This is a genomic window from Kitasatospora sp. NPDC091276 (assembly GCF_040684355.1).
Classification (GTDB): Bacteria; Actinomycetota; Actinomycetes; order Streptomycetales; family Streptomycetaceae; genus Kitasatospora.
In genome coordinates this window covers 124,401-150,375 of sequence record NZ_JBFBFU010000022.1, presented here as the reverse complement: position 1 = coordinate 150,375, position 25,975 = coordinate 124,401, and the positions used below count along the sequence as shown (strand labels likewise).

Below are 25,975 nucleotides of genomic sequence, written 5' to 3'. Positions count from 1 at the left end.
CCCGCCAACCGATCCGCCACCCGCCGACCGGTCTTACCCGTCCCACCCACCACCAGCACCACACCAGCACCGACCGGAAGATCCACAACACCCTTACGAGCCATCACGAGCACCTCATTCGGAGAGACGGAGGAAACTGACGGAACCGACGTCCCGAAGGCGCCGGCGGCGCCCGGGAGGTCCGACGCGATCCGCGGGCCCCTACCGCTCTGCGAGCCCGGTCGGTTCGTCGTCATGGCACCATTCAAATCCACCCCGAGTCGGCGAACCATAGCCACCGCACTCACATCCATGCGCGAGCGTCTACGCCGCCCACCAGCGGCTGTCCGGCCGGTCCGGGCCGCCACGGGGGTGCGGCCCGGCTCCACCACCACCCACCACAACACACCGCACCCCCGCCGGAAAGCCCTTTCCAGCACCTCTCGACCCCGTCTCCACCACCTCCGGAAATCGACTTCGAAAGAGCTCCGGAAAGCGGCGGGGAAGAAAATCACCGCTGGTGCGGAAATGCGGGTGGAATTCCGGCGGAACACCGGCGCGGCGACGGCGGCGGGCCCCGGGAGCCCGTCCGGGCCGGGTACGGGCGCCCGCGCCCCACCCCGGCAGCGGTAGTCTCGCGGCTGCTGTCGACCCTTGGGAGGGCATGTTCATGGCCAAGCTGATAGTCCTGCTCGCCGCGATCTCGGTGGTCTTCTCGATGATCGCGTTCAACGGCGGAAACGCCCCGATCGGCGTGCTGTTCGCCGTGGTGGCGGCGTCCCCGGTCCTCTTCCTCGCCTACGCCGTGGCGACCAGGAAACGCGCCGCCAACGGCGCCGCAGGGCAGTTGACACCCGGTCGGCGCAGGGGCCGGACGATCGCCGCACGGGTGGTCGCGCTGGCGATGGTCGGAGTCCTCGGGTACGGCGTGTACTGGGTGATCTTCGAGCCGAAGGCGAGCGACAAGGCACTCAGCCGGATCTCCGACCTCGACGCCGGCTGCGCCTCCGACATCGCGCGCAAGTACTTCCCCAAGACCGCCGAGCTCACCGGCGCCGGACCGCACCCGGTCGCGATGTTCACCGTCAGCGAGTCCGGCTCCTCGCACCCCGCCTCCCCCGCCGCCGGCTCGCCGGACTACTGGAGCGGGACCCGCCTGGACCCGTACCGCGTCCAGCTGATCGCCTGCCTGGGCTCACCCGACGAGGGCGAGTTCCTCACCGACTGCAAGTTCACCTCGGACACCCTCAAGCTCTACCGCGGCAGGTACGAGGTGACCGTGTACGAGGCCAGGACGGGGAGGAAGGTCGGCACCGAGCAGCTGCTGGGCAGCGCCAAACCCAGCTGCCCCAGCATGGTCTACCTGAAGAAGGACGTCTCCAAGCTGCACACCGAGCCAGAGTTCGCGGACTACCAGCAGGTACTGCGCAAGTACGTCGAGCAGTAGCCCGCCAGGAGCAACGCCTCCCCGGGCGGCTCCTCCGCCCCCGGGGGATGATGACGGAGGGAGCGTCGAAGCTCACCGAGCGTAGCGAAGAGGACGCCCGCGTTCGATCCCGCGGAAAGCGGGCAGACGGGGCGTCTCGATACGGCGAGCGAAGGAGCCCCGCATGGCCGATCCGGCGAAGTCATCCGCGCGGAACCCGCACGACGGTGCGGCCCCCGGGGCCGGGTCCGGGTCCGGGTCCGCCGGAACCGGGGTCATCGAGACCAACGTGCCGGCCCGGCTGGACCGGCTGCCGTGGTCCCGCTGGCACTGGCGGATCGTGATCGGCCTGGGCACCGTCTGGATCCTGGACGGCCTCGAGGTGACGATCGTCGGCAACATGGCGGCCAGGCTCGCGCAGCCCGGCAGCGGCATCGCCATCTCGACGACCCAGGTGACCACGATCGCGGCCGCCGTGTACGTGGCGGGCGCCTGCTCCGGCGCGCTGTTCTTCGGCTGGCTGACCGACCGGCTCGGGCGCAAGAAGCTGTTCATGGTGACGCTCGCCGTCTACCTGGCGGCGACCGCCGTGACCTCGCTGTCCTGGACGGCCTGGTTCTTCTTCCTCTGCCGCTTCTTCACCGGGTTCGGCATCGGCGGCGAGTACGCGGCGATCAACTCGGCCATCGACGAGCTGATCCCTGCCCGGGTGCGCGGCCGGGTCGACCTGATCATCAACGGCAGCTTCTGGATCGGGGCCGCGCTCGGCGCCTTCGCCTCCGTCGCACTGCTGAACACCGCGCTGTTCGCCACCGACGTGGGCTGGCGGCTCGCCTTCGGGATCGGTGTCGTGCTGGGCCTGGTGATCCTGCTGGTCCGCCGGCACGTCCCGGAGAGCCCGCGCTGGCTGTTCACCCACGGGCGGGCCCCGGAGGCCGAGGAGGTGGTGGCCGAGGCCGAGCGGGTCGTGGAGCGGGAGACCCGCCGACCGCTTCCGGCCGTCACCGACCGGCCGATCCTGATCCGCGAGCGCGCCCCGCTCGGCTTCGTCACGATCGCCCGCACCGTGATCAGCCGCTACCCGCGCCGCACGGTGCTCGGCCTCGCGCTCTTCATCGGGCAGGCGTTCCTGTACAACGCCGTGACCTTCGGCTACGCGGTCATCCTGACCCTCTACTTCGACGTGCCGGAGGGCGACACCGGCTACTACTTCGCGGTCATCGCGGTCGGCAACTTCCTCGGCCCGCTGCTGCTGGGCCACCTCTTCGACTCGGTCGGGCGGGTGCCGATGATCGCCGGCACGTACATCGGCTCCGGCCTGCTGCTGTTCGGCACCGCCGCGCTGTTCCAGCAGGGCGCGCTGAGCGCGGCCGGCATGACGGCCTGCTGGACGGCCGTGCTGTTCCTGGCCTCGGCGGGGGCGAGTGCGGCCTACCTGACGGTCAGCGAGATCTTCCCGCTGGAGACCAGGGCGATGTGCATCGCCTTCTTCTACGCCGTCGGCACGGCGGTCGGCGGCATCAGCGGCCCGCTGCTCTTCAACGGCCTGGTGAGCAGCGGGAAGGTCTCCGACACCACGCTCGCGTTCTGCATCGGAGCGGCCCTGATGACGGCCGCGGGGCTGGTCGAGGCCGCGATCGGCGTACGGGCGGAACGGCGCAGCCTGGAGGACCTGGCGGCCCCGCTGAGCGCCGTCGAAGCGGCGGATCGCTAGGGGTGCCGCCGCCGATGACCAGGATCCGCGTCAACTCGCCCATCCCTCACCGCGTTTGCCGCCGTCCCGAAGTCCAGGGCGTGTCTTCGAGCCCCGCCTGCGCGCCGACGCCGGGCAGGCTGCACGGCGGTGCGGTGGATCGGCCCGGCCGGGAATCGCTCAGCCGTCCGGCCGTCGAAGGTCGCATCGGAGATTTTCTGATGAATCATCAGACTTCTTTGGCATCAGCCATGTTGTTCGTGCGGGCCCCATCGGTCTGCGGTTAACATGCGGGGCGTTCCGTTCGGAGACGAATCGCCCGGGAGGGCCGGCTGAGCTGCCGAGATCGGAGCCTGGCGGGCCAGGAGGAGAGTTCATGCGCGAGTCCTTAAAGCACGTCCAGCCCATCGGTGAGGGCCCGACCGCGGGCGACGTCGCGCTGCCGCCGGGCCTGCCGTACCCGGACGGGTGGGCCTCGGTCGGCTTTTCCGACGAGCTCAAGCCCGGCACGGTGCTCACCCGGCGGCTGGCCGGGGAGGACGTCGTGCTGTACCGGCTGCGGAGCGGGCGGATCCGCGCGATCCGCCCGTACTGCCCGCACCTGGGGGCGCACCTCGGCCTGGCCGAGGTGGAGGGCGACGACCTGGTCTGCCCCTTCCACCGATTCGCCTTCGCCCCGGACGGCCGGTGCGTGCGGACCGGGTACGGCTCCGCGCCGCCGAAGGCCTCCCTGGCGCAGCTTCCGGTCCGCGAGGTGAACGACGCCGTCTTCGTCTGGCGCCACCACGACGGCCGGCAGCCGGACTGGGAGATCCCGTCGTGGCACACGCTCGGGCACCAGCCGCCCCGGCACGCCGCCTGGGAGATGGCCGGCTACGCCCAGGACGTCATGGAGAACGCGGTGGACCTGGGCCACTTCGTCACCCTGCACGGCTGGCCGAGCGGCGAGTTGGCGGCCCCGATCGACTGGGACGGCACGCGCTTCCACGTCTCGATGCGGGTGCAGGAGGACTTCCCGCTGCTGGGCCGGCGCCAGGTCGAGATCGAGGTCGACGGTTACGGCCTCGCCTGCCTGCACACCGACGTGCACACCCCGGCCCTCGGCCTGAAGATGTGCTCGCTGGTGATGGCCACCATGGTCGCGCCCGGCCGGATGCAGTTCCGGCAGGCGAGCCGGTTCTCCTTCGACGAGCCGTCCCGGCTGCCGCCCGTGGTCGGCAGGGCGGTCAGCCGGTCGCTGTCGAGCCTGCTGGCGGGCCCGATGTTCAAGCGGAGCTGCGAGTTCACGGCGGCCGACTTCCCGATCTGGTCCACCAAGAAGTACCTGTCACCGCCCCGGCTCGCCCCCGGCGACGGGCCGATCGGCGCCCTGCGGCACTGGGCCCGGCAGTTCTACCCGCCGGACCACCAGGAACACCTGCCCGCGCCGGCCGCCCTCACGGTCCGGACCGAGAACGGTGCCCGCAGCGGGCTCGCCAAGCCCTGAGCGGACGGACGTACGGCCGGGGCCCGGGTCGGGGCCCCGGCCGGCCGTCTGCTCAGCTCGGGAGCCGGCCGCCGAGCAGGAAGGCGGTGAACGGCGCGAGCACCCGGGGGTCGGTGAAGTCGACGCCGTGCGCGGTCGTGTCGAAGGTGACCATCGCCGCCCGGTGCCCGAAGGCGCGCTGGGTCTGCCGGGCGCCGTTGTAGGTGGTGTCGGGGTCGTACCGGTTCTGCAGCATCAGGATGTTGCGCGGACCGTCCGGGTCGGCCCGGACCGGCGGTTCCTTCGGGCCGTAGTGCCAGAAGGCGCACGGCCAGACGTTGCCGCTCATGCCGTTGGTGAGCGGGTAGCGGGCCCGGTCGGCGGCGGTGCGGGCGGCGTAGACGGCCGGGTCGCGGGGCCAGGCCGAGTCGCCGCAGATCACCGCGAACTGGGCCGCGAGGAAGTTGTCGGGGATGACCTGCGGCAGCGGGTTGCCACCCGATCCGCCGGTGCCCGCGCCCGTCGGCCCGTCGGCGGCCGTCGCGCCTTCCGACGCCGGGGCCGGGGCCGGGGCCGGAGTCGTGTCGCGTTCCTCGGCCAGTTGCAGGACCCGCGCGCCGAGGGGGTAGTAGCTCGGCTTGACCAGCGAGGCGTAGACGACGCTGCGCAGGCCGCCGCCGGTGAGCAGCCGGCCGCCCGACAGCGGCAGCGGGTCGCGGTCGACCTCGCCGGCCAGCCGGAGGTAGCTCGCCCGGACCGCCTCGGGGGTGGCGCCGAGGTGCAGGGTGGCGTCCTGGGCGGCGACGAAGCGGGCCAGGGCCGGGAAGGAGTCGGCGAAGCCTTCGCTGAACAGCCTGAACCCCTGCTCCAGCCCGCCCGGCGGCACCGTGCTGTCCAGCACCACGCGGTCGGTGTGCGAGGGGAAGAGGGTGGCGTAGACCTGTCCGAGGTAGGTGCCGTACGAGCTGCCCAGGTAGGAGATCCGGGGCAGGCCCAGGGCGGCCCGGATCCGGTCCAGGTCGCGGGCCGAGTTGGCGGTGGTCACGTCGGCCAGGTAGCCGCCGCTCGCGGCCGCGCAGCCGTCGGCCACCCGCCGGGCCTGGTCGAGGTTGGCGGTGATCGAGCCGTCGGGGCCGGGGAAGGGGTAGTTGAGCTGGGCGTCCCGCTCGGCGGCGGACAGGTCGCAGTGGACCGGGGTGCTGTTGCCCACCCCCCGCTCGTCGAAGCCGATCAGGTCGTACGAGCGCAGGACGTCCGGCGGCAGCAGCTTCGCCATCTCGCCCGGGTAGTCGAGTCCGGAGCCGCCCGGCCCGCCCGGCACCACGGCCAGGGTGCCGCGCCGGTGGGCGGGGTCGGCGGTGCGCAGCCGGGAGACGGTGAGGGTGATCGTGCCCTCGGCCGGGTCGTGGTAGTCCCGCGGCACCCGCAGGGTCGCGCACTGCTGGCGCGGGTCGCGGGTGAACGGCACGCCGTTGGCGTTCGGGGTCGGCGCGGGGCAGGACCCCCAGGCGAGTTGCGCCGCCGGGGCCGCGACGGCGGTCGGCGCGAGTGGTGCGGCGAGCAGGAGGGCGGCGGTGAGCAGCGCGCCGCCGGCGCGGGCCGTGGTGCGGCCGGTAGGTCGGGTCATGCGTCCGACGCTAGGACTGGTGAGGTTCCGTCAGCCTCGGTGCGGGGGTGGAGAATTCACCCGGGGCGCTTCTCCACCCGGCTCCACCCGGCTCCACCCCGGGGGTGAGTTCGACCAGGGCGGGCCGGACGGGCCGGTGTCGGCCCGTCCGGCGTCGGACAGGTCCTACGCGTGGGCGCCCGCGCACTCCGGGTGCCCCCAGCTGCTGCCCACCTTGGTGATGGTGTCGCCCTTGGCGTAGGGGCGGGTGCAGGGGCAGGTGCCGGGGAAGCGGGCGGCCAGGGTCCGCGAACCGCCCGAGGAGCGCTTCTTCGCCGTGGACGAGCCCGCCGACGAACCGGCCGACGAGGAGGCCGGGCGGGCGGCCCGCGCCGGGGTGGTCCGGGCCGGGTCCGGCTCGGGGAGGTCGGCGGCGGTTCCGCCCGCGGCCTGCTGCCGGCGGGCGGCGTCGCTGGCGGCCTTGTCGGCGATGGCGTTCAGCGGGTCGCCGTTCACCTGGTGGGCGGGGACGTACACGAAGGTGACGTCCCGCCCGGTCAGGAGCTCGTCGATGTGCTGGATCAGCTCGCGGTTGGCGACCGGCTTGCCGGCGGCGGTCTTCCACCCGTTGCGCTTCCAGCCGACCAGCCACTTGGTCACCGCGTCGCGGGTGTACGTGCTGTCGAGCCGGACCTCCAGCGGGACGGCCGGATCCGTCGACGCCAGCAGCTGCTCCAGCGCCGTCAGCTCGCCCACGTTGTTGGTGCTGTGCCCGAGCGGACCGGCCTGCCAGCGCTGGGGCACCCCGGCGGCGTCCGCCACCACGTAGGCCCAGGCCGCCGGACCGGGGTTGCCCTTGGCTGCTCCGTCACACGCTGCAATGACTCGTTCGACCATGCCCCGATCATGCCAGGACGTGGCAGGCCCGGGCCAAATCGGTCAGACCCGGAGCAGCAGCAGGAGCAGGGCCGCGGACCAGCTGAAGTTGGTCGAGTTCCGCCCCTCCCCCGTCAGCGGGTCGTAGTTCTCCCGCAGCGGACCGTCGCCGCCGAGCCCGGCCGCCGTCGCCAGCAGCCGGTCCGTCACCCGGCGGGCGTCCTGGTTCCAGCCGTACCGGCGCAGGCCTTCGATGGCGAAGTAGGTCTGGTCGATCCAGGCCAGCCCGCGCCAGTACCCGGCCGGGTCGAACGAGGGCGAGCTGCGGGCGACGGTCGGGAACGGCAGCGCGGTGCCGAACTCGGCCGGGTCGAGCAGGAGCCCGCGGACCGCGCGGGCCTGGGCGGGTGAGGCGGTGCCGGACCAGAGCGGGATCGCGCCCTCGATGCCGCGCCCGCGCACGGTGAGGCGGGCGCCGGTGGCCAGGTCGGTGTCGTGGAACCAGCCCGTGGCCGGGTCGAACATGGTGTCGCGCACGGCCCGGTCGATCACCTCGGCCCGTCGGCGCAGCCGCTGGGCGGCGGTGCGGTCGCCGAGTTCGGCGGCGATGGCGGCCAGGGCGCGGTGGTCGGCGGCCAGGTAGGCGTTCAGGTCGACGGAGCGCTGGGTGAGCGACCAGCCCAGCAGGGCACCCTGCGCGTTGCGGTTGGCGACGACGGCGGTGCCGAGGGCGGCGTCGAAGCGCGGCGCGTTGTCCATGCCGGACTCCCAGGCCGCCGCCGCCAGGCAGTCCGCCGGGGCGGCGTTGCCCGGGTCGACGGTGGCGCCGTACTCGCACAGGCCTTCGCCGTCGTGGTCCCGGGTGCGATACCACCAGTCCTGGTAGGCGGTCAGTTTGGGCAGCAGCTCGCGCAGGAACGCCCGGTCGCCGCCGCGCCGGTAGACCTCCCAGACCGCCCAGGAGGCCAGCGGGGGCTTGGAGTTGCGCTCGTTCCAGTTGCCGCCGCCGGTGCTCGGGTCGTTGTAGAAGACGCAGTCCGGGATCATCCCGGCGTCCTGCGGGCGGTCGGCGGAGTCGGGCCGGATCTGGTGGTCGAACATCGCCCGGATCTGGTCGGCGGCCAGGTCGGGGGCGAAGACGGCGGTGCCGGCGGCCTGCTTCCAGGTGTCCCAGGCCCAGACCCCGCTGAACCACTTGTACGAGAGCGTGGGCGTGACCGCGTCGTGCCGGATCCGCCCGGCCGGGCTGCGCCAGTTGGTGACCAGGGTCTGCACGCACTTGACGGCCGTCCGGCGGCGCGCGGCGGGGACGCCCTCGGTCGCCCGGCTGACGTACCCGGCCCAGCGGGCGGCGCCCGCCGCGGCGACCCGGTCGGGGGCGCGCAGCGCGGCGTCCGCCTCGGCGACGGCGCGGGAGTGCTCGGCGTCGGTGAAGGTGTAGCTCTCGGCCCAGTCCAGGGTGCGGGCCGCGCCCGGGGCCAGCCGGACAGGCCCGGCCAGTTCGGTGCGGTGGCCGTCGCCGCTGACGGTGGTGCGGACCGGCGCCGCGTGGCGGACTTCGAAGCGCTCGGTGCCGTCGGTGAGGTAGTCCCAGGTCTGCCGTACCCGGGCGAACCGGACGGCGACGCCGCGCTCGGCGGCGACCAGGGCGGGGGCGTCGCGCTGGGGGCCGGTGGCCGGGCGCAGCAGTGTCCCGGTCCAGGCGACCTGGAGGGTCCGTTCGGCCGGGCCGCCGTTGGCCAGCCGGGCCCTGACCAGGGCGGTGCGGTTGCCGGCGAAGCGCAGTTCCAGGGTGAGCGCCAGGCGGCCGCCGAGGTCGTAGGACTGGCGCAGCAGCCCGGGCAGCGAGGTGAGCCGGGGGGCGCCGGCGGCGGCGAGGTCCAGGATCCTTCCCTGCTCGGCCAGTTGGAGGCGGTTGAGGCCGTCGCTGAGCCACCACGGGTATTCCTGGGCGAGGTGGAGGGGGCCGGTGAAGCCGCCGAGCGGGTCCTGCGGGCGCGGCAGGGCGTAGGCGTGCCAGGCGCCGAGGTCGGCGAAGACGTTGATCGGGTTGTTGCCGGTGGCGTCCCCGGGGTAGGCCTGCGCGGGGGTGCCGTGCAGGTCGAGGATGTCGGCGTAGCGGTCGGACAGGTCGGACAGGTCGGACAGGTCGGACGGGGCGGCCTGCCGGTCGTCGGCGTGGGCGGCCGGTGCGACGCCGCCCGCCACGGCGAGGGCGGTGCCGGTGGCGGCGGTGGCGGCCAGGAGTCGGCGGCGGGACAGCGGCGTCATGTGCGCTCCTCGGCGGGCGTGGACGGAGACGGAGACGGAGACGTGGGCGTGGACGGGGAGGCCGGATCGGGGCCGGCCGCGGGGACGCGGACGACGGCGGCGCCGAGCGGTGCGAGGGTGACGCCCCGGCCGGTGTCGGCGCCGGTGAGCAGGTCGGTGCCGGGCCGGTCCAGCGCCACCCGGCAAGCGGCGGGGCCGTGGTTGAGCAGGAACAGGTAGTCGGTGCCGTCGGCGGCGCGGCGGCGGGTGGCCTCGACACCGGTCGGAAGGCCGGGCAGTTCGGCGCCGACCCCGGCTTCGGCGAGCGGCAGGTCGAGCACCCGGCCGACGTCCGCGCCGAGGTGGCAGCCGAGGTACCAGGCGCTGCCGGTGCCGTGGCGGTGCCGGGTGACGGCGGGCAGGCCCGCCAGCTCGCCGGAGGCGTAGCGGGCGACGGTCTCGGCGCCCTCGGTGTCGATCCATTCGCTCCAGTGCTCGGCCCGCAGCTCCGGCCCGCCGCCGTCGAGCCGGACGGTGGTGGCGGCCCCGTCGGGGATCGGCCAGTGCTCGTCCACGACGAGGCCGAACAGCGGCCGCAGCGGCCCGGGGTGGCCGCCGGGGTGGAGGTGGTCGTGCCGGTCGCTGATGCCGCTGAACGGGCCGCAGACCAGGTGGCCGCCCGCCTGGACGAAGGCGGTGAGCCGGTCGGCGGTGGCGGTGTCGAGCAGGTACAGGTTGGGGGCGAGCAGCAGTTGGTAGCCGTCGAGGTCGCCGGTGGGCGGGACGAAGTCGACGGTCACGCCGCGGTCGTGGAGGGCCGCGTACCAGGGCCGGAGCAGGTCGAGCCAGCGCATCCGCGCGGAGGGGTGGTCGTCCAGCTCCAGCGCCCACCAGCTGTCCCAGTCGAGCAGGACGGCCGCCCGCCCGCGGATCCGGCTGCCCGCGATCTCGCCGAGCCGGCGCAGCTCGGCCCCGAACCTGACGGTCTCCCGCCAGCCGCGCGAGGAGGTGCCGCGGTGCGGGAGCATCGCGCTGTGGAACTTCTCGGCCCCGGCGACGGAGGCGCGCCACTGGAAGTGCAGTACGCCGTCCGCGCCCCGGGCCAGCGCCTGGAGCGACCAGAGCCGGTACAGGCCGGGCCGTTTGGGCAGGTTGACGGGCCGCCAGCTGACGGCCGAGGGGGCCTGTTCCATCAGCAGCCACGGCTTGCCGCCCTTGAGGGAGCGCATCAGGTCGTAGTTCATGGCCGCGTTGACGTGTGCGCGGGGGTCGGCCGGGTCGGGGTAGGCGTCGTCGGAGACGAGGTCCTCGTGGCGGCTCCACTCCCAGTAGTCCAGCGACTTGAGCATCGACATGAAGTTGGTGGTGACGGGCACGCCCGGTGAGACCTCGTCGAGGACGGCCTTCTCGGTGCGGTGCAGGGCCAGCAGCGCGTCGGAGCAGAACCGGCGCCAGTCCAGCAGTTGGGTCGGGTTGACCGGCCCCGGCGCGGCGCGCGGCGGTTCGATCTCGTCGAACGAGCCGTAGCGCTGCGACCAGAACGCCGTCCCCCAGGACCGGTTGAGCTCGTCGACGTCGCCGTGCCGCTCGCGCAGCCAGCGCCGGAAGTCGGCGGCGGACGCGGGGCAGAAGCACTCCTGGACGTGGTCGCCGTACTCGTTGTGGATGTGCCACAGGGCGAGTGCGGGGTGGTCGTGGTAGCGCTCGGCGAGGGCCCGGGTGAGCCGGGCGGCGGCGGCCCGGTAGGCGGCGGAGGAGGGGCAGTAGTGCTGGCGCGAGCCGAACTCCAGCCGGACGCCGTCGGCGGTGACGGGCAGCAGCTCGGGGTGGGCGCGGACCAGCCAGGCGGGTGGCGAGGCGGTGGCGGTGGCCAGGTCGACGGCGATGCCGTGGCCGTGGACGAGGTCGAGGAGGCGGTCCAGCCAGCCGAAGTCCCAGCTGTCGGCCGCTGGTTGGAGCCGCGCCCAGGAGAAGACCCCGACGGTGACCAGGTTGACCCCGGCCTCGGCCATCAGCTTCACGTCCTCGGCCCACACCTCCTCGGACCACTGCTCGGGGTTCCAGTCCCCGCCGTAGAGGAGGCCGGGCACGCGGGTCAGCGCGACCGCGCGGGAAGGAGTACGGGAGGTCATACGGGGGGTCATCCTTTCAGCGCTCCGCCGAGCAGGCCGGCCACGAACTGCCGCTGGAACACCAGGAAGAGCAGCACCAGCGGGAGGGTGGCCAGCAGGGAGCCGAGCATGAGGCCGGAGTAGTCGACGTGGGTCAGCCCGGTCAGCGTGTTGAGCGCCACCGGCACGGTGTACTTGTCCTCGGTGTTGAGCATCAGCAGCGGCCAGATGAAGCTGTTCCACTGGCCCATGAAGGTGAAGATCACGAGCGCGCCCAACTGCGGCCGCACGCACGGCAGGACGACCTGGTAGAAGGTGCGCAGTTCGCCGGAGCCGTCGATGCGCGCCGACTCCAGGAGTTCGTCGGGGAAGTCCAGGAAGCCCTGGCGCATCAGCAGGATGCCGAAGGAGTTGGCCAGGAAGGGCAGGATGACGGCCTGGTAGCTGTCGATCCAGCCGACGCTGGCCATCATCTGGAACAGCGGGACGAGCAGCACCTGGAGCGGGATCATCATGGTCGCCAGCACCAGCCCGAGCAGCAGCCCGCGACCCCGGAACCGGTACTTGGCCAGCCCGTAGCCGCACATGGCCGACAGCAGGGAGCTCAGCGCGGTGTAGACGACGGCCACGCCGAGGCTGTTGAGCAGCACCCGGCCGAAGCCGATGCTCTGCTGGAGGTGTGCCAGGTTGCGCAGCAGTTCCCCGCCGGGCAGGAACGGCGGTGGGGAGTGGAAGAGTTCGGAGCTGCTGTGGGTGCTGGCGATCAGCATCCAGGCGAACGGCACCAGGCTGACGACGGCGCCGAGGGCGAGCACGGCCAGGACGGCGCCGCGGCCGAGCCGGGCGGCCGGCGGGCGGGCCACCGGTGGGCGGACGGTCGCCGGTCGGGCGGGCCGGGGGCGGGTGGAGGTGGCGCTCATCGGCGGCGGTCCCTTCCGTAGAACCGGAACTGGAGGAGGGAGACGGCGGCGATGACCAGCACCACGACCCAGGCGATCGCGGCCGCGTACCCGAAGTCGAGCTGCTGGAAGCCGACCTTGTACAGGTAGACCACCGGGGTGAGGGTCGCGTCGCCGGGGCCGCCGCGCGTCAGCACGTAGTTCTCGTCGAAGAGTTGGAGCGTGCCGATGGTGGAGGTGATGACGCAGAACAGCACCACCGGCCGCAGCTGCGGCAGGATCACGCTGGTGTAGGTGCGCAGCGTGCCCGCGCCGTCGAGGGCGGCGGCCTCGTACTGGTCCCGGCCGATGGCGTGCAGGCCGGCGAGCAGGATGACGGCGTTGTAGCCGGTCCAGCGCCAGGTGACCGAGCCGATCAGGGAGATCCGGGCCCAGGTGGGCGAGTTGAGCCAGTCGACGGGGCCGGCGCCCAGGGCGTGCAGGAGTTGGTTGGCCAGGCCGCCGTCGGTGCGCAGCAGCACCTGGAAGACGACGGCGTAGGCGACCAGCGTGGTGACGGCGGGCAGGAAGAAGACGGCCCGCCAGCCGGCCCGGAAGCGCAGCCAGGACTGGTTCAGCAGGACGGCCAGCACCAGCGCCAGGCCGATCATCACGGGCACCTGGACGGCCAGGATCATCCCGGTGTTGACCAGGGAGTGCAGGAAGGCCGGGTCGTCCAGCATCCGCCGGTACTGGTCCAGGCCGACCCAGACGGTGGCGCCGTCCCGGCGGGCGGTGAAGCTCTGGTAGAGGCTGGCGCCGAGCGGATAGGCGAAGAAGAGGATGAAGAGCACGGCCGTGGGCCCGGCGAAGAGCCAGGCCGCGGAGCGTGGCAGCAGTCGTCGCCGGGTGGGCGCGGTGCGCGCGGGTGCGGCGGCCACCCGGGGGGCGGGGGCCTGGAGACTGGTCATGGCGCGTGTCCCTACGGGGCCGGCTGGCGACTGGTCGCGGTGGCGATCTGGCGGGCGGCGGAGCGCAGCACGGTGCCGGGGTCGGCTCCGTTGTGCAGCACCTGGTTGACGGCGGTGTTGACGATGTCGCCGGCCTTGGCGTCGTCGGCGGTGGTCTCGACGGTGGGGATGGACCGGGCGAGGTCGGCGAAGAGCCGCATGGCGGGCTGGTTCGCGTAGTACGGGTCCGGCTGCTGGAAGTACGGGTCGTCCAGGGCCGGGAGGTAGGCGGGGAAGAGGCCTTCGTGCTCCATCATCGAGGCCTGGTTGGCCCGGCCGGCGAGCAGGAAGGAGAGGAATTCCCAGGCCAGTTCGGGGTTCTTGCTCTGGGCGGTGACGCAGAGGGTGGAGCCGCCGCTGTTGGAGGTGCGGCAGCCGCCGGGGTCGAACGCGGGCAGGGGGACGACGCCGAACCTGCCGTTCAGGTCGGCCATGTCGCCGGTGAGGGTGCCGTCCCACCAGGCGGCGGTGGGGGTGGTGGCGGCCTTGCCGTCGTGGGTGCCGGAGACCAGGCCGTCCCAGCCGTTCTCGAAGTCGACCAGGCCCCGGTCGACCAGTTGCTTCATCAGGGTGAGCGCCCGTTCGGCGGCGGGTGAGGCGACGGCGACCTTGCCGTCGACGAACCAGCCCTGGCCCTGTTGTTGGAGCAGCAGGGCGAACATGCTGTCCTGCTTGGCGTCCAGGATGAGCAGTTTCTTGCCGGTGCGGTCCTTGAGGGTGGTCCCGGCGGCGAGGTAGTCGTCCCAGGTGGTGAGGGTGGCGGGGTCGATTCCGGCCTGCTGGAAGTGGTCACGGCGGTAGAAGAGGGCGCACGGGCCGCTGTCCCAGGGCAGTGCGAGGACACGGCCGCCCGCGTCGGTGACGGTGCGCCAGGCGGACGGTGCGAAGTCCTTCGCGAGGCCGCCGGCCCGGCTGGTCAGGTCCACCAGCGCGTGGGGGAAGTTGCCGATGTAGGTGGGCATCCTGTGGCCCTCGACGGTCAGCACGTCGGGGAGTCCGCTGCCGGCTCCGAGCCCGACGGTGATCTTGTCGTAGGCGTTGTCGTAGCCGATGTCGACGACGTCGACGGTGGTGCCGGGGTGTGCCTGTTCGAAGGCCTTGCCGAGCCGTTGCATGGCTTTGGCTGCGACGTCCCAGGACCAGATGGTGATCTTCCCCGCGACCTTGCCGCCCGAACTCGCGTCCAGCCGTCTGGCGTCCGGAGCGCCGGCGCCGCCGGTGGCGCAGCCCGTCGCCCCGGTCAGCAGCAGCGCGCCGCCCGCGAGCCCGGCGCCGAGGACCCGGCGCCGGGTGGGGCCCGGTCCGGATCCGGCCCGGCTGCCCGGCGGAGCGTCAAGGCGTCTGTGCCGGGTGCCGGTTGAGTTCTTTCCTCCCGACATCTTGCCTCCTGAAGAGTGAATGCCGAATGCTGTATACAGAACTCAGCACACACAGTGCCGTCAAGGCCTGTGACCGAAATCGCGGAAGGTGCCAGGATGACCGCACGCGCCCCCCGGACCCACCCGTACATCCCCAACTCCGCCCCCGACGTGAAGAAGGCCATGCTGGCGGCGATCGGCGCGCACAGCGTCGAGGAGTTCTACGCCGACATCCCCGCCGAGCTCCGCCTGGACCGCCCGCTGCGACTGCCCGAGCCGCTCGGTTCCGAGGCGCAACTGGTCGCCCACATGGAGGAGTTGCTCGCCCGCAACACCGCCGTCCCGCCCGGCCGCAGCTTCCTCGGCGCCGGCTGCTACCGCCACCACGTGCCCGCCGTGGTCGACGAGGTCGTCAACCGCAGCGAGTTCCTCACCGCCTACGCCGGCGAGCCCTACGAGGACCACGGCCGGTTCCAGGCCCTGTGGGAGTACCAGTCGCTGATGGCCGAGCTGCTGGCCGTCGACGTCGTCAACGTGCCGACCTACGACGGCTTCCAGGCCGCCGCGACCGCACTGCGGATGGCCGGCCGGGCCACCGGGCGCCGCCGCCTCCTCCTGGTCGGCGACCTCGACCCGGACAAGCTCTCCCGGATCCGCGACTACGTGCGCGGCGTCCACGACCTCGTGCTCGTCCCGGCCGAGCCCGGGGCCGTCCGCGCCGCCCTCGCCGCCGGCGACGCCGCCGCCGTCTTCGCCGAACTGACCGACCACTGCGGCCGGGTCGACCCCGAACTGCCGCAGTACGTCGAACTCGCCCACCAGGCAGGCGCGCTGGCCGTCATCGGCGCCAACCCGCTGAGCCTCGGCGTGCTCGCCCCGCCCGCCTCCTTCGGCGCCGACCTCACCTGCGGCGACCTCCAGCCGCTCGGCATCCACCCCAGCTTCGGCGGCGGCAATGCGGGCTTCATCGCCAGCGCCGACGACGAACGCCTGGTGGCCGAGTACCCCAGCCGCCTCTTCGGCCTCACCCCCACCGACGTGCCGGGCGAGTACGGCTTCGGCGACGTCGCCTACGAGCGCACCTCCTTCGCCCTGCGCGAGGAGGGCAAGGAGTGGGTCGGCACCGCCGCCGCCCTGCACGGCATCGCCGCCGGGGTCTACCTCTCGCTGATGGGGCCGCACGGCATGCGCGAGATCGGCGAGACCATCCTCGCCAACACCGCCTACGCCCGCCGGCGCCTCGCCCAGGCCCCCGGCGTGGAACTCGCCGACCCCGAGGCCGTCCACTTCGCCGACTTCACCCTCCGCTACACCGGCGGGCGCACCGCCGCCGAGGTCGCCGCAGCGCTGCTCGCCCGCGGCCTGCACGCCGGCACCCCGGCCGGGGAACACGAGGGCCGCTACTGCGTGACCGAGCTCCACACCCAGGCCGACATCGACCGCCTCGCCACCGCCCTTGAGGAGATCGTCAAGTGACGGACCGTCAGAACAGCGGCGGGACCGACCCGCGGATCGCCCCCAAACCCGCCCTGCGCCGCTTCCACCAGGCCCGCTGGGACGAGAAGCTGATCTTCGAACTGGGCGCGCCCGGCGAGCGCGGCGTCCTGCCGCCGACCCCCGGACCCGGCGTCACCGCCGCCGTCGGCAGCCCCGCCGACCGCCTGCCCGCCGCGCTGCGCCGCACCACCCCGGCCGCGCTGCCCGAACTCGGCCAGCAGCAGGTGCTCCGCCACTACCTGCGGCTCTCCCAGGAGAACCTCGGCGCCGACCTCAACGTCGACGTCGGCCAGGGCACCTGCACCATGAAGTACAGCCCCAAGGTCAACGACGCCTTCGTCCGCGACCCGCGCATCGCCGCCCTGCACCCGGCCCAGGACCCCTCGACCGTCCAAGGGGTGCTCGAACTCGTCCACCGGCTTGAGCAGTTGCTCAAGGAGGTCTCCGGCATGGACCGGGTCTCGCTGCAACCCGGCGCCGGCTCCGCCGCGATCTGGACCAACGTCTCCGTCATCCGCGCCCACTTCGCCGCCCGCGGCGAGGCGGAGCAGCGCGACGAGGTCATCACCACCGCCTTCTCGCACCCCTCCAACGCCGCCTGCGCCAAGACCGCCGGCTTCAAGGTGATCACCCTGCACCCGGACGCGGACGGCTACCCCGACATCGAGGCGCTGCGCGCCGCCGTCGGCCCGCGCACCGCCGCGCTGCTCATCACCAACCCCGAGGACACCGGGATCTACAACCCCCGGATCGCCGAGTTCGTCCGCATCGTGCACGCCGCCGGCGGCCTGTGCGCCTACGACCAGGCCAACGCCAACGGCGTCCTCGGCATCACCCGGGCCCGCGAGGCCGGCTTCGACCTGTGCCACTTCAACCTGCACAAGACCTTCTCCACCCCGCACGCCTGCGGCGGCCCCGCCGCCGGCGCCTGCGGCGTCACCGCCGAGCTCGCGCCCCACCTGCCCAGCCCCACCGTCGAGTTCGACGGCGAGCGGTACGTCCTGGACCACGACCGGCCGGAGTCCATCGGCAAGATCCGCCCCTACCTGGGCGTCGTCCCGAACCTGGTCCGCGCCTACGCCTGGATCATGTCGATGGGCGCCGCGGGGCTGCGCGAGGCCGCCGAGACCGCCGTGCTCAACAACAACTACCTGATGCACCAGGTCCAGCGGATCCGCGGCGTCTCCGTGCCCTACGCCAAGGGGCGCCCGCGCGTCGAGCAGGTCCGCTACAGCTGGCAGCAGCTCAACGAGGACACCGGCCTGCACAGCGAGGACCTCGGGTACCGTGCCGCCGACTTCGGCACCCACTACTGGACCAGCCACCACCCGTACGTCGTCCCCGAGCCGATGACGCTGGAGCCGACCGAGTCCTACTCCCGCGCCGACCTCGACGAGTACGCCGCGATCCTCGCCGAGGTCGCCCGCGAGGCCTACGAGGACCCGGAGACCGTCCGCACGGCCCCGCACAACTCCACCGTGCACCGCATCCGGCACGAACCGCTGGACGACCCGGCGGTCTGGGCCGTCAGCTGGCGCGCCTACCGCCGCAAGGTCCTCGGCGAGCGGCCGTGACGGCGGGCCCCGGGGCCGGTCGTCCGACTCCCGCCGTCCGCCCGGCGGGCGGGAACCCGGCGACCGGCCCCACCATCGGGCTCGTGGTCAACCCGGTCGCCGGACTCGGCGGCCGGGTCGGCCTCAAGGGCAGCGACGGCGCCGAGGTCCAGCAGCGGGCCCGCACCCTCGGCGCCCGGCCGTCCGCGACCTCCCGCACGGAGCTGATGCTCCGTCAGTTCGCCGCGCTCGCACCGCACTCGGCCTTGCTCACGGCGGCCGGGCCGATGGGTGCGGACGCGGCGCGGGCGGCCGGCCTCGACGCGACGGTGGTCCACCGACCCACCGGCCCGGGCACCACGGCGGCGGACACCCGCGCGGCCGTCCGCGCCCTCGTCGCGGCCGGCGCCGGCCTGCTGCTGTTCTGCGGCGGCGACGGCACGGCCCGCGACGTCCTCGACGCGCTCGGATCGCTCGGATCGCTCGGCCCGCTCGGCCCGCTCGGTCCGGAGCCAGGACCGCCCGTCCTCGGCATCCCGGCCGGGGTCAAGATGCACTCCGCCGTCTTCGCCGTCCACCCCCGCGCCGCCGCCGAGGTCGCCGCGGCCTGGGTGGGCGGCGGCGTCCGGCTGGCGTCCGCCGAGGTCGTGGACCGCGACGAGGCGGCGCTACGGGAGGGCCGGGTGTCCGCCCGCCTGCACGGGTGGCTGACCGTCCCGGTCCTGCCCGCCCGGGTCCAGCAGCGCAAGACCGGCAGTTCCGCCGCCGACCCCGAGGCGCTGGGCGGCATCGCCGCCGAGGTCGCCGAACGCGTCGGCCCCGGCGGGCTGCTCGCCCTCGGCCCGGGCGGCACCACGCACGCCGTCGCCACCGCGCTCGGCGTGGCGGACGCCTGCCTGACCGGCGTCGACGTGCTCCGCCTCCAACCGGGCGGCGCCGCCCGGGTCGTGATCCGCGATGCCCGGGCCGACCAGCTGCTGGCCCTGCCCGCCGCCCCGTGGATCGCGCTCTCGCCGATCGGCGGCCAGGGCTTCCTGCTCGGCCGCGGCAACCAGCAGTTCACCCCCGAACTGCTGCGCGCCACCGGCCGCGAGCGGCTGCTCGTCCTCGCCACCGAGGCGAAGCTCGCCGCCCTCGCGGGCCGCCCGCTGCTGCTGGACACCGGCGACCCGGAGCTGGACGACGCCCTGTCCGGGCACGTCCGAGTGATCACCGGCCGCCACGCCAGCGCCGTCTACCGCCTGACCGCCTGACCGGCCCGAGACCCGCCCCCCCCTGAGACCTCCTGAGACCCCCTGAAGAGGAGCCCCCAGTGATCGACCTCCACGGCAAGCGCGCCATCGTCACCGGCGCCGCCTCCGGCATCGGCCGGGCCACCGCCGCGCTACTCGCCGAACTCGGCGCGGCCGTCGTCCTCGCCGACCTCGACACCGACCGCGGCGAACAGGCCGCCAAGGAGACCGGCGGCACCTTCGTCCGCTGCGACGTCTCCCGACGCGCCGACTGCGAACGGGCCGTACGCACCGCCGTCGACCTGCACGGCGGCGTCGACGTGCTGTTCAACAACGCCGGGATCATCCGCCGGTCCACCGTCCGCGACATCACCGACGACGACTGGGACCTGGTGATGGCCGTCAACGTCCGCTCCGTCATGCTGCTCAGCGGGCTGGTCGTGCCGCTGATGGCCGCGAACGGCGGCGGCAGCATCATCAACACCGGCTCCGGCTGGGGCATCCGGGGCGGCGGCCGGGCCGTCTCCTACTGCGCCTCCAAGGGCGCCGTCGTCAACATGACCCGGGCCATGGCCATCGACCACGGCCCCGACAACATCCGCGTCAACTGCGTGTGCCCCGGCGACACCAACACCGGTATGCTCGCCGAGGAGGCCCGCCAGCTCGGCGAGAGCCCGGACGCCTTCTACGCCGACGCCGCCGACCGACCGCTCGGCCGCATCGGCCAGCCTCGGGACATCGCCCAGACCGTCGCCTTCCTCGCCAGTGACGCCTCCACGTTCGTCAGCGGCGCGATCATCGCCGTGGACGGCGCCGGGACCGCCTGACCAGTCGCCCGGCCGGTACGCTACGGACCGAGGAAGAAGGGAAAGCCCGATGGCGATCGAGCGGCGTCCGCTGCGCGAACAGGTGAAGGACGAACTCCTGGAGCGGCTGGGCCACGGCCGGTTCACCCCCGGCGAGTCGATCAACGAGGTCCACCTCGCGGAGGAACTGGGCGTCAGCCGCACCCCGTTGCGCGAGGCGCTGATCAGCCTGGAGCGCGAAGGCATCATCACCAGCGAGCGCGGCAAGGGCTTTCGCTTCGCACCCACCGGCCGGCAGGAGTTCCTCGACCTCACGGCCATCCTGATCGCCCTGGAGTCGCTGGCGCTGCGGACCTCCGACCGCGCGCACCTCTCGGCCATCGCGCCCCGGCTGCTGGCGGAGGCCCGCGCCTTCTCCGCGCCCCAGGCCCCGCACGGCACCATAGAGCGCTACGACGACGCCTGGCACGCGCTGTTGCTCTCCGGCTGCTCCAACACCCGGCTGCGCGAGCTGATCGACTCGCTCAAACTCACCCTCCACCGCTACGAGCGGGTGGTCGTCGGCGACCACGAGATCCTCGAACGCGCCGCCGAGGAGCACGAGCGGATCGCCCAGTGCCTCCTCGACGACGACGTGGAACAGGCCGTCGCCGCCCTGGAGGCGAACTGGACCAGCGGCATGGAACGGATCATGGAGCGCCTGCCGGCCCTCGGCGTCCGCTGACGCGCCCTCCCCCGCGGCCGGGACGTCACTCCTCGTCGGACCGGCCGCGGACGCAGGTCAGCACTCCGGCCACGGCCGCGATCTGCGCGGTGAGCCCGCCGGCGTCGCCCTGCCCCTGCACCGACAGGGCGATCTCGACGGGCTTCTCGGAGGCCTCGCCGGGGAGTTCCCCGTCCGTGCCGGACAGCGTGCGCAGCTCGAAGACGGCGAACCCGGCCCGGGTGCACTGGTCCAGCACGTCCCGCAGCACCCCCCTGCCCGGACGGTAGACGATGCGGTACGAGACCGGCGGCCGGTGCAGCGCGGGCAGGCGGTTGAGCAACGGCCTGATCGCGTAGGACGCGAGGAAGTACGCCGCGACGGTCAGCGCCGCGAGCAGCGGCAGGCCCGCGGCCGCGGCGGAGCCCACCGCCGCGGTGAGCCAGATCGTGGCCGCCGTCGTCAGGCCCTGCACCCAGCCCCGGTGCACGAAGATCACCCCGGCGCCGATGAAGCCCAGCCCCGACACGATCTGCGCGGCCATCCGCGACGGGTCCAGCTCGACGGTGCCCGCGCGCACCACGTCGGCGAAACCGTACTTGCTCACCAGGGTGAACAGCGCCGCGCCGCTGCCCACCGTCGTGTACGTCCGCAGGCCAGCGGACTTCTGGCGGATCTGCCGCTCGACCCCGATCAGGCCGGAGAGCAGGAAGGCGAACAGGAACTCCAGTACCTGGACCGACCCCTGACCGGACGGCCCGGCCGCCCATTGAACCGCTGCCATAGCCCTGACGCCTCTTCTCCGCCGCACCGCCGGCCCCGGACGTGGTGATTCATGCTAGGGCCCGGTGCCCGGCGGCGTGGCCTCCTCCCGGCAGGCCGGGGGTCGATTCCGCGTCAATTCCCGGCGAGTCCCCACCCGTCGGCGCGCACGGACGGCCTGGGCCGGACCGAGGCGAGCAGGGCGGCCGGGTCGGGGTTCTTCTGGAGGCCCGGCAGCAGCAGTTCCCACAGGTCGCACAGGCGCTCCTCGATGGTGCGCCGTCCGTCGATCGCGTCGGAGACGGTGTGCAGCCCGAAGAACGCGCAGATCACGCCGTGGGCCGCGGTCGACGGGTCGACCCGGGCGGCGAGCTCGCCCTCGCTGCCCGCCCGTTCGAGCAGGACGCGGACGGTGTCGATCCACCCCACGAACGGCACCGGGAGGTCTGCGTCGATGGCCGCGCGCTCGGACCAGAGCCGGGCGCCGGCCCTGACCACGACGTCGTCGCGGAAGGCCCGCGCCACCGCGAAGCTCAGCCGGACGAGTTGCTCCAGCGCCGGCACCGGCGTGCGGGTGTGGCGCGCGACCAGCTCCGGCCAGGTGGCGAAGTGCGCTTCGATCACGGCGCGGGCCAGGTTCTCCTTGCTGGTGTAGTGGAAGTAGATGGCCCCGCTCGTCCTACCGGAGGCCGCGCTGATGTCGCTGATGCTCGTGCCCGCGTACCCGCGTTCGTCGAACAATCGCGCAGCTGATTCGAGGACTGACCTCCGTGTCGTCTCCGCCCGATTCTGCACGCGCCTCTGCCTTTTCAAGATCACCCCGGCTTTTCGCACGCACTGTAGTGATCCGCGGGCCGGAGCGCCAACTGACGACATGCGAAACCAAGGAGATTGATATTTTCTGTAAATATGAAGATGCTGGATTTCCTCCCCTCCTCGGCGGCCCGGCATCCTGCCCGACCGCTCAGCTGGTCCCGCACGGTTCCCCGTGAACTGGTCCACCGCGCCGCCGTGGCGGAGGTGCTGCTGACCGACGTCCGGGCCCGAGGCGGCGACCGCTTCGAGGCGGCGGCCCAGTGGCCCCGCTCCCACCCCACCTTCCCGCGCGGACGCGGGGACCGGCACGACCCGCTGCTCGCCGTGGAGACCGCCCGTCAGCTGGGCATCTACCTGCCGCTGCGCCACTACGGCGTGCCGGCCGACACGCACCTGCTGATCACCGACGTGTCCTGCCGGGTCGACCCGGCGGCCGAGCCGCGCGGCGACGGCCCGGCGGCGGTCCTCTGCCGGGCCCAGGTGCACGACCTGCGGACCTCGGCCGGAAACCGCCGGCCCACCGGCATGCGGCTGCGGGTCGACTGCTCCGCGCGGGGAGTGGTGTTCGCCCGGATCGAGGGCGGCACGCGCTTCGTCGAACGGCCCGCCTACCCGGCCCTGCGCGGCACCGCGCTGGCCGGGGACCCCGCGGACTCCGGCCCGCCCCCCGACCCCCCGTCACCGGCGGAGGTCGGCGTCGCCCTGCCCTCCGACGTGCTGGTGACGCGCGCGGCCGGTCGTTCGTGGGCGGACGGCCCCCTCCTGATCTGCCCGGCCGATCCGGCGCACCCGTTCTTCTTCGACCACCCGTCCGACCACATGCCCGGCATGGTGCTGCTGGAGGCGGCCCGGCAGGCCGCGGCACTGCGGAGCGCGGGGCGGCTGTCGCACCCCGTCGACTACCGGATGAAGGCCGTGCGGTTCACCGAGTTCGCCCCCCTCCCGGAAGTCGGCATCACCGAGTACGAGCATTTGTGTGTTTTTCATATTCGTCAGAACGGTCATATCACCGCCGTGGGGTCGTTGGGCTATTGAAGTAAAGACCCGGCAAATCTAGGGCCGCCAAGTTTGACCGCGAAACATATCGATCGTAACGTTGCGATCGTTATGTTCCGGGTCGTTTTCTCCGGCCCGGACGCCGATGCGCGTCGTTTTGCCGCGCTCCAGATTCCGGCCCCGGACAGGTCGGCAAGCGGCGACGGCCCCAGGCCGTGACCGCCCCCCTCGTCCCGACGCGCACCCCGGCGAATCCCACAGAGCCAATCCCACCTGAAGGGCGTAGGCATGACCGTGGAGAGAATCAACGACTGGACCCCTGCAGCCGTCGTCTTCGACTGCGACGGCACGCTGATGGACACCGAGTCGCACTGGCACGAGGCCCGTGCGGAGGTGCTGCGGGGCTACGGACTCACGGCCGGACCGGAGTTCACGGCGCGCGCGGCCGGGCTGCACTACTCGGACTGCGGGCGGCTGATGGCCGAGACCGCCGGCGACCCCTCGCTGGCGCCGGAGCTGACCGACCGGCTGCTGGCGAGCTTCCGGGCGCTCGTCGACGCCGACCCGGTCCCGATGCCGGGCGCGACCGAACTGGTCGGCCGGCTCAGCGGGTTCGTCCCGCTGGCGGTCGCCAGCAACTGCCCGCGCGACGTGATCGAGGCCGGACTCGGCGGCGCCGGACTGCTCGAACACTTCGAGCACATCGTGGTCCCGGCCGAGGGGATCGGGCCCAAGCCGGCGCCGGACGTCTACCTGACCGCCGCCCGGCTCTGCGGCGCCGAGCCCACCGACTGCCTCGCCGTGGAGGACACCTTCTGCGGCATCCGCTCGGCCGTCCTGGCGGGGCTGCGGGTGATCGGTGTCGGACCGCACCCGTCGGCCGAGGCGCGGGACGCGGTCGACCTGTGGGTCGCCACCCTGGGCGAGCCGGGACTGCTCGACTGGGTCCGGCGCCGGAGCGCTCTCGCCCTCACCAGCTGAGCGGCCCCCGGCCGAGCAGCCCCTGGCCGAGAAGCGCCCGGCGGAGCGCAAGCCGGCCGGGGAACCGGCCAGGCGCTCACGGTCCGGCGGGGGCCGGCTCGGGGCCGCACAGCGGATCGGGCCCGCCGAACGCGGTGTCGGTGGACGCGGTGTCGGTCGGCGCGGTGTCGGTGGACGCGCTGCCGGTGGACGCGCTGTCAGCAGCGCTGTCCTCGCGCAGCACGCCGCCCAGCGTCCGCGGCACCGCGTGCGCCGAGGCGAACAGCAGCGCGATGCCCACGGCGCCCGGGTCGGGCACTCCCGAGGCCCGTTCGCCGAGATAGCTGGCCCGGCCGCGGCGGGCCCGCAGGGCCCTGGTCCGGCGGACGCCCGCCGCCGCGGCGGCGGCGGCCGCCGCGAGGCAGTCGTCCGGGCGGGCATCGGGAGTGCAGCCGCGCAGGGCCAGTGCGGCCGGGTGCAGGGCGTCGACGAGCGTCTTGTCACCCGGCCGCGCCTCCCCCACCCGCTGGACGGCCTCCAGCGCCGCCGTCGCTCCCCGGGCGAGGGCCGGGCCGGTCAGCGGGCCGGTGCCGACGGCCGCCGCCAGCTCCTGGAGCACCAGGCCGAACAGCGGCCCGCTCGTCCCGCCGACCTCGTCCAGGAACGCGCCCGCCGCCGCGCCCAGCGGTACCGCCGCGGCCTGGCGCCCCGGTGGCAGCCGGTCCAGCGCGGCCAGGGCGCACCGCACGCCGGTGAGCAGGTTGACGCCGAAGTCGCCGTCCCCGGCGGCCTGGTCGAGCCGGGTGAGCTCCTCCTCGGTGACCGCGACGGTCTCGGCGAACCGCCGCATCCAGCCCGCCGTGAAGAGGCCGTCGAAGGCCTTCGTGCCCGTCATCTCCTGACCTCCTGGTGACCGGGGGCCGGCGCCGATTGCGCGACCGGCCAGGCCGCCGTGTACGCGGGGGCGTCGAGCAGCGCGAGCGTCTGTTCGTCGGCGGCGAGCAGGGTGATCGAGAACCCCCGCATGTCGAGGGCGGTGACGTAGTCGCCGACCAGGCTGCGCGCCAGGCGGCGCCCGCCGGCGTCCAGGACGGCGGCCAGTTCGTACAGGACCGCGTACAGCTCCAGGCCGGTGGTCGCGCCCAGCCCGTTGACCAGCGCGACCAGGGGGGCGCGGGCCGGGCGCAGCGCCTCCAGCAGGCGCAGCGCCATCCGGCCCACCAGGACGGCCAGCGGTTCGCACTCCAGGGAGAGTTCGGCCCGTTCGCCGTGGATGCCGACGCCGAACTCGACCGTCCGGTCCGACACCTCGAAGGCCGGCCGGCCGGTGGCCGGGGAGGTGTGTGCGGCACCGGCCACCGCGATGCTGCGGCAGCGCCCGGCCAACTCTGCTCCCAGCAGGGAGAGTTCCGCCAGTCCGAGCCCGAGGTCGGCGGCTGCTCCGAGGATCTTCTGCACCAGGACGGTGGCCGCCGTCCCGCGCCGGCCGGCGGCGACGGACTCGGACTCGGAGGCGAGGTCGTCGTCCACCAGGACCCTGGCGCACGGTATGCCCTGGCGGTGCAGCCGTTCGGCCGCGATGCCGAAGTTGATCCGGTCGCCGGTGTAGTTCTTCACGATGTGCAGGACGCCGTCCTCCCCGGCGACCGCGCGCGAGGCCTCGAAGATCTGCCGGTTGTGCGGTGAGGCGAAGATCCGGCCCGGGCAGGCGGCGTCGAGCATGCCCCGGCCGACGAATCCGACGTGCAGGGGCTCGTGCCCGGAGCCGCCGCCGGAGAGCAGTCCGACCCGGCGCCCGGGGGCCCGGTCACGGGCGCGGACGAATCCGAGGTCGGGGTCGTGGACGACGAGCGATGGGTGGGCCCGGGCGAATCCGGCGAGTGCGCTCGCCACCAGGGCGTCCTGATCGGTTTCGAGGTAAGGGGCCACGTCCGGCTCCGCTCGGTAGGGCGGCCGCGCTGCGCGCGATCGCCGATCACGTTCACCCATGCTTGGGCA

General features: G+C 73.5%; 20 protein-coding genes and 1 pseudogene. 10 read left to right on the top strand and 11 right to left on the bottom strand.

The window, feature by feature from the left end; translation table 11 throughout:
- Positions 1 to 649: 649 nt before the first annotated feature.
- The 3 genes from AB0O19_RS26520 (at position 650) to AB0O19_RS26510 (ending at position 4,584) form a co-directional block, all read left to right on the top strand.
- Positions 650 to 1,426, top strand: coding sequence for a hypothetical protein (locus AB0O19_RS26520; RefSeq protein ID WP_363622979.1), 777 nt, complete (start codon positions 650 to 652; stop codon positions 1,424 to 1,426).
- Between the two features lie 163 nt (positions 1,427 to 1,589).
- Positions 1,590 to 3,119 carry an MFS transporter gene (locus AB0O19_RS26515; protein WP_363622977.1) on the top strand — a complete coding sequence of 510 codons (1,530 nt, stop codon included), beginning with the start codon at positions 1,590 to 1,592 and terminating at the stop codon, positions 3,117 to 3,119.
- Positions 3,120 to 3,474: 355 nt separating this feature from the next.
- Positions 3,475 to 4,584 carry a Rieske 2Fe-2S domain-containing protein gene (locus AB0O19_RS26510; RefSeq protein ID WP_363622975.1) on the top strand — a complete coding sequence of 370 codons (1,110 nt, stop codon included), beginning with the start codon at positions 3,475 to 3,477 and terminating at the stop codon, positions 4,582 to 4,584.
- A gap of 52 nt (positions 4,585 to 4,636) precedes the next feature.
- On the opposite strand, the gene AB0O19_RS26505 is transcribed toward AB0O19_RS26510, so the two are convergent.
- The 7 genes from AB0O19_RS26505 to AB0O19_RS26475 all read right to left on the bottom strand — a co-directional run bounded on the left by AB0O19_RS26505 (position 4,637) and on the right by AB0O19_RS26475 (position 14,673).
- Entirely contained in the window at positions 4,637 to 6,190 is a 1,554-nt protein-coding gene (locus tag AB0O19_RS26505) for an alpha/beta fold hydrolase (RefSeq protein ID WP_363622973.1), read from the bottom strand.
- Positions 6,191 to 6,355: 165 nt separating this feature from the next.
- On the bottom strand, positions 6,356 to 7,066 hold the full coding sequence (locus tag AB0O19_RS26500) for a ribonuclease H (protein ID WP_363622971.1): 711 nt from the start codon (positions 7,064 to 7,066) through the stop codon (positions 6,356 to 6,358).
- 42 nt (positions 7,067 to 7,108) lie between these two features.
- Positions 7,109 to 9,316 (bottom strand): trehalase family glycosidase, encoded by a 2,208-nt coding sequence (locus AB0O19_RS26495; protein ID WP_363622969.1) that lies wholly within the window; start codon positions 9,314 to 9,316, stop codon positions 7,109 to 7,111.
- The gene (locus AB0O19_RS26490) at positions 9,313 to 11,427 is read right to left on the bottom strand and encodes a beta-galactosidase (protein WP_363622967.1); all 2,115 of its coding nucleotides are present in this window, start codon (positions 11,425 to 11,427) and stop codon (positions 9,313 to 9,315) included. Before AB0O19_RS26490 ends, AB0O19_RS26495 begins: the two co-directional genes overlap by 4 nt.
- A gap of 8 nt (positions 11,428 to 11,435) precedes the next feature.
- The gene (locus tag AB0O19_RS26485) at positions 11,436 to 12,326 is read right to left on the bottom strand and encodes a carbohydrate ABC transporter permease (protein ID WP_363622965.1); all 891 of its coding nucleotides are present in this window, start codon (positions 12,324 to 12,326) and stop codon (positions 11,436 to 11,438) included.
- Positions 12,323 to 13,255 (bottom strand): sugar ABC transporter permease, encoded by a 933-nt coding sequence (locus AB0O19_RS26480; RefSeq protein WP_363622963.1) that lies wholly within the window; start codon positions 13,253 to 13,255, stop codon positions 12,323 to 12,325. Before AB0O19_RS26480 ends, AB0O19_RS26485 begins: the two co-directional genes overlap by 4 nt.
- An 11-nt stretch (positions 13,256 to 13,266) precedes the next feature.
- The gene (locus AB0O19_RS26475) at positions 13,267 to 14,673 is read right to left on the bottom strand and encodes a sugar ABC transporter substrate-binding protein (RefSeq protein WP_363622961.1); all 1,407 of its coding nucleotides are present in this window, start codon (positions 14,671 to 14,673) and stop codon (positions 13,267 to 13,269) included.
- Positions 14,674 to 14,769: 96 nt separating this feature from the next.
- Here AB0O19_RS26475 and gcvPA point away from each other — a divergent pair, with 96 nt between their 5' ends.
- From gcvPA to AB0O19_RS26450, 5 genes are all read left to right on the top strand, one after another.
- Positions 14,770 to 16,128, top strand: a complete 1,359-nt coding sequence (gcvPA, locus tag AB0O19_RS26470) for an aminomethyl-transferring glycine dehydrogenase subunit GcvPA (RefSeq protein WP_363622959.1) — start codon at positions 14,770 to 14,772, stop codon at positions 16,126 to 16,128.
- Positions 16,125 to 17,723, top strand: coding sequence for an aminomethyl-transferring glycine dehydrogenase subunit GcvPB (gene gcvPB / locus AB0O19_RS26465; protein WP_363622957.1), 1,599 nt, complete (start codon positions 16,125 to 16,127; stop codon positions 17,721 to 17,723). The genes gcvPA and gcvPB overlap by 4 nt, the downstream gene beginning before the upstream one ends.
- Before the next feature lie 83 nt (positions 17,724 to 17,806).
- Entirely contained in the window at positions 17,807 to 18,955 is a 1,149-nt protein-coding gene (locus AB0O19_RS26460) for an NAD(+)/NADH kinase (protein ID WP_363622955.1), read from the top strand.
- Between the two features lie 59 nt (positions 18,956 to 19,014).
- Positions 19,015 to 19,761: a glucose 1-dehydrogenase gene (locus AB0O19_RS26455; protein ID WP_363622953.1), complete on the top strand. Its 747-nt coding sequence runs from the start codon at positions 19,015 to 19,017 to the stop codon at positions 19,759 to 19,761.
- A 49-nt stretch (positions 19,762 to 19,810) separates the two neighbouring features.
- Positions 19,811 to 20,464 carry a GntR family transcriptional regulator gene (locus AB0O19_RS26450; RefSeq protein ID WP_350884929.1) on the top strand — a complete coding sequence of 218 codons (654 nt, stop codon included), beginning with the start codon at positions 19,811 to 19,813 and terminating at the stop codon, positions 20,462 to 20,464.
- A 25-nt stretch (positions 20,465 to 20,489) separates the two neighbouring features.
- Here AB0O19_RS26450 and AB0O19_RS26445 read toward each other — a convergent pair whose 3' ends face one another.
- The gene (locus tag AB0O19_RS26445) at positions 20,490 to 21,227 is read right to left on the bottom strand and encodes an MgtC/SapB family protein (protein WP_363622951.1); all 738 of its coding nucleotides are present in this window, start codon (positions 21,225 to 21,227) and stop codon (positions 20,490 to 20,492) included.
- Positions 21,228 to 21,340: 113 nt separating this feature from the next.
- Positions 21,341 to 22,000, bottom strand: coding sequence for a ScbR family autoregulator-binding transcription factor (locus AB0O19_RS26440; RefSeq protein ID WP_363586384.1), 660 nt, complete (start codon positions 21,998 to 22,000; stop codon positions 21,341 to 21,343).
- A gap of 114 nt (positions 22,001 to 22,114) precedes the next feature.
- On the opposite strand from AB0O19_RS26440, the gene AB0O19_RS26435 reads away from it, so the two are divergent.
- A complete protein-coding gene (locus AB0O19_RS26435; protein ID WP_363622949.1) occupies positions 22,115 to 23,056 on the top strand; it encodes a ScbA/BarX family gamma-butyrolactone biosynthesis protein in 942 nt (313 codons plus the stop codon).
- A gap of 249 nt (positions 23,057 to 23,305) precedes the next feature.
- Positions 23,306 to 23,998: an HAD family phosphatase gene (locus AB0O19_RS26430; protein ID WP_363622948.1), complete on the top strand. Its 693-nt coding sequence runs from the start codon at positions 23,306 to 23,308 to the stop codon at positions 23,996 to 23,998.
- Positions 23,999 to 24,248: 250 nt separating this feature from the next.
- Here the strand turns inward: AB0O19_RS26430 and dhaL are convergent.
- Both dhaL and AB0O19_RS26420 read right to left on the bottom strand, forming a co-directional pair.
- Positions 24,249 to 24,872: pseudogene (gene dhaL / locus AB0O19_RS26425) on the bottom strand (dihydroxyacetone kinase subunit DhaL); the annotation flags it as partial.
- The gene (locus tag AB0O19_RS26420) at positions 24,869 to 25,906 is read right to left on the bottom strand and encodes a dihydroxyacetone kinase subunit DhaK (protein ID WP_063345848.1); all 1,038 of its coding nucleotides are present in this window, start codon (positions 25,904 to 25,906) and stop codon (positions 24,869 to 24,871) included. The pseudogene dhaL and the gene AB0O19_RS26420, both read right to left, overlap by 4 nt.
- Positions 25,907 to 25,975 lie beyond the last annotated feature (69 nt).